Origin of the sequence: Campylobacter troglodytis (genome assembly GCF_006864425.1) — a bacterium.
GTDB lineage: Bacteria > Campylobacterota > Campylobacteria > Campylobacterales > Campylobacteraceae > Campylobacter_D > Campylobacter_D troglodytis.
In genome coordinates this window covers 1-3,774 of record NZ_QHLI01000106.1, presented here as the reverse complement: position 1 = coordinate 3,774, position 3,774 = coordinate 1, and the positions used below count along the sequence as shown (strand labels likewise).

Here is a 3,774-nt window from a genome sequence, read left to right as displayed (position 1 = left end):
AAATTACTAGCTGCAAAATACCTTGCCTCAAAGCCTGTTTTACTAAGTGGAGCAAGCAAAGTATCTCCCTTGAAAGCATTTATCATACCCTTTGGGCTTTCAAGCACTACTTCTTGTATGGCCTTATCGGTCTCAGCTATGGCAAGTTCGATATTTGCAAGCCTTGTTAAAAGAGGAAAATCCCCTCCAAATTTAGCAGATAATGAGCCTAAAATGCCCTTGTTGTTTGAGCTTAAGCTCTCTTTATACTCATCGAATTTGCTTGGAGAGCTAGGGCTTGGTGTGGGTGTTGGAGATGGAGTTGGATCTGTTGGAGCTGGTGCGGGGCTAGGGGCTGGAGTTGGAGAAGGAGTAGGATTTGGGCTTGGAGTGGGCGAAGGGCTTGGCGAAGGATTTGGGTTAGGTGTAGGTGTCGGAGTAGGGGTGGGGGTGGGCGAAGGCGTGGGGCTAGGAGTAGGAGAAGGTGTAGGAGTTGGGCTTGGTTGGGCTGAGCCTGCTTGTGCTATGCTGACAGAGCCGTTGCTGTAAGTGGCTGTTAGAAAGGATGGGTTGGGGTTGTTGATAAAGCTTACATTTGTAAGCCCTGTGATAGCACCTGTTATGATTTGATAATTTGCAGCAGTGCTAATGCCTTGTATATCGACATTTACAAGTCCCTTGTCATTGTTTAAATCCCCTTGAAGCTTTCCCATAACACCATTTCTCAAGCCAAAGGTGATTGTCGAGCCTTCTTTGTTTTGCAAACCCCCACCCACTATGAGAGTTGCTCCGTAGATTTTGACATTTGGATTATACACGGTGCCAAAGCTGTTTTTAGCGGAGACGAGCTTGCCCGTAATGTGCATAGTCCCGCCGTTTAGCACCAAATCCCCACCGCCACTATACGCCGTGTCATAGACATTAAAACCACCAGCTACGCTACCTATGGTATCTACTGCATTATCAGCCTCCCTAACATCGCCGCCGTTGTAAAAATCCCCATATATCGTTGTCGCACCGCTATTTTGCGTAAAAGTTGCCACTGAATAGTTGCCGACATTATAAACCCTAACAGGAAATTGCGACAAGTATTGTGCCGAGCCAAAAGTCGCTGTGCCGCCGTTGTTTGTAAAGGATTTTTCAAAGCGAACAGCCCTTAAAACAAGTGGCATATCTAGCCTTGAATTCGCCCCCAAGCTAATGTCGCCCTTGTGGATAAAAAAGAGTATGCGAGAAAAACTAGCACTAGCAGAGTTGCCTATAACAAGGCGTGAATTTTTTTCAAAGCGAAGCTTTGAATCGCCCCCATACTCCGTGCCACCAGCACCCATAATAGTTCCGCTATTTGTCGTGCCAAAAGTAGAGTTTGCACCCAAACTTAGGGCTGTATTTACGGCTAGGGTGTGAAATTGATTTAATTCCAAATTTGCGTTTGCACCCAAGGTTAAGTTATCGACAGAAAACATTGTGGCTTGGTTATTTGACGAAAGTGTGTATTTTGAACCCACACCGCCATTAAGGGTAAAATTAGCACCCTTTCCGTCATAAAAATACCACATAGTGCCGTTGCCCTTTGTGCCGATGGCTGTGTCGTTTCTTTGTTGCTGTGCGTTTAAATTTAGGGTGCTAGGAAGTGAGTAGATATTAGCCCCAAGGGCTGAATTTAGGCACAATAAACTAAGACAACAAGTTTTTAAAAGAAAGATTTTATACTTCATTTGTGGGGGGGGGGGGGTTAAAGGCTTTGAGTGAGTACTTAAAGGACAAGGCTTTTTTGGTGTTTAAAAGGCTCGTAAAATGGGCGTTGAAAAAAATTTTATTGATAAGATAAAATCCGGTTAAGTTTAACTTAGCCTTCTTTTTACTTAAATGCAAACTGCTTTTCATTAAAGCTCCTGTGTGATAAATTCGCCTTTGTGATATAATTAAAATTTAGCGATATAATGAATTTGTAATGCTAAAAATTCTATTAAACTTTGATTAACAAAGGCATAAAAATGACAATTTTTGCCTAAAAACCCTTGCAAAAATTCACAGTCTAATCTTCGTTTAAGAAATAGCCTACAAATGTAAAAATTCACAGCCATAATTTTGTAGTTTAAAAAAAAGCAACTTACAAAAAAGGCTTTTTTTAAAAACCGTTAATTTTAGCACAAAGGCTTTGCTAAATAAGCTTTGTTTTGCAAAATCAAGAATTAACTTTTTGCCAAAAAATTTATTAGCTTACAAGGCTAAGCCAAAAAGCTCTTTTTCTAAAAAAGATCCTTTGTTTAAAGAAGCTAGGTTTTGTCAAAAAACTTTATTTTTGTAGCCTAAATTCACGGTCTAAATATAAAAAGCAAAGAATAAAGCAAGTTTAGCGTGTGATTAAAATTTGTGAGTATTTTTGCTTTATATTATTTAACCTTCTTTTATATAAAATTTAAAGTTAAAACTTCAAAAAGATCTCACAAAAAATATCAAAACACAGTTTTAAAGGTTTCAAAAAAACAAGTTTATATAAAAATTCACAAACAAAAACACAAAGCTCAAAAATTCACAGTCTTTTGTGAATTTTTTTGTAAAAGCTCCAAGAAATTCACTTAAGTTTAAAACAACCCACAAAGGCAAAAGCCCCATATCCTACAATAAAAACCTCCTTTTGATTGTGGAGCGAGCCTTTTTTACAAAAAGGCTCAGAATAACAAATATCCGTCATTGCGAGCGGTTTTTGTAAAAAACCGCGTGGCAATCCAAAAAATTCACACCAAAAAACGCAAATCCCAAGAAATTCACACTTTACACACTTTACACACTTTACACACTTTACACACTTTACACACTTTACACACTTTACACACTTTACACACTTTACACACTTTACACACTTTACACACTTTTCAAACACTAAGATCTTGCAAGTTATGGATTGCCACGGTTTTACTCACTTTGCTCGTAAAATCTCGCAATGACACTCTATTAAAAAATTCACACCCACATCCCAAAAAATTCACGCAATTTTAAAAGATCTTTAAGCCTTAAAATTGAGTAAATTTTAAATCAAGCTTAGATAAATTTTAGCCTTTATGCACTAAACAATGTATCTTTTTTGACAAATTCACGGTTACTTATAAGCAGTTCTTGCCCCTTTTCAGCCCTTGTTTGCTTAAAATTATTCATTCCATATTGAACGCTAAATTCTTTTATGTAAAAATCCTTGTAAAGTTCTCTTATAAACTCGCTATCATCATAGGTAAGCAAGAAATGATGTTTTGTATTTTTCAGATTTTCGCACAATTTTTCGTGATTAAAGCTAGTGTGTAAATCGCCTCTTTTACCATAAAGCCTTGATTTAGTGGCTTTAAAATATGGAGGGTCTAAAAAGATAAAAACCCCTTGTCCCTCCCTTTGTAGCAAATTTTCATAGCCTTCGTTGCTAAATGTAAAAGTTTTTAAAATTTTATCCATATTTTTAAGCCTATCAATGCTACTTTGCGTAAAACGGCTCTCATAAGCCTTTTGCGAGTATCCCCCACTATCAACCACTCCCGAAAAGGTGATGCGGTTTAGCACGAAAAAATCTACCGCCCTTTGAAATTCGCTTAAATTTTCGTTTCTGCGAGCTAATAAGCTTTCATAAAGCTCTCGTCCGTTTTTAAAATTATTTTGGCTCAAGATACTTTAAATTGATACAATATCATTTTAAAGTATGGAGAGCAAAATGAAAAATAAATATATGATTCATTCCAGAATTGTCTCAAAAGAAATTTAAGGAATTTTGAAGTATTTCTGCCTTGATTTAGAGGCAAAAAAACG

At 37.3% G+C, this 3,774-nt stretch carries 2 protein-coding genes and 1 pseudogene; all 3 read right to left on the bottom strand.

Translation table 11 applies throughout. The features are described 5' to 3' along the window. Positions 1 to 1,697: pseudogene (locus tag DMC01_RS13940) on the bottom strand (hypothetical protein); the annotation flags it as partial. Beyond that, positions 1,687 to 1,866 (bottom strand): hypothetical protein, encoded by a 180-nt coding sequence (locus DMC01_RS12085; RefSeq protein WP_142694441.1) that lies wholly within the window; start codon positions 1,864 to 1,866, stop codon positions 1,687 to 1,689. The pseudogene DMC01_RS13940 and the gene DMC01_RS12085, both read right to left, overlap by 11 nt. Before the next feature lie 1,176 nt (positions 1,867 to 3,042). Continuing rightward, the gene (locus DMC01_RS12080; protein WP_185908930.1) at positions 3,043 to 3,633 is read right to left on the bottom strand and encodes a DNA adenine methylase; all 591 of its coding nucleotides are present in this window, start codon (positions 3,631 to 3,633) and stop codon (positions 3,043 to 3,045) included. Positions 3,634 to 3,774: the final 141 nt, after the last annotated feature.

What these genes read in the sequence shown, in the direction of transcription:
- DMC01_RS12085 (WP_142694441.1), bottom strand. Translation starts at nt 1,866, where the DNA reads ATGAAAAGCAGTTTGCATTTAAGTAAAAAGAAGGCTAAGTTAAACTTA.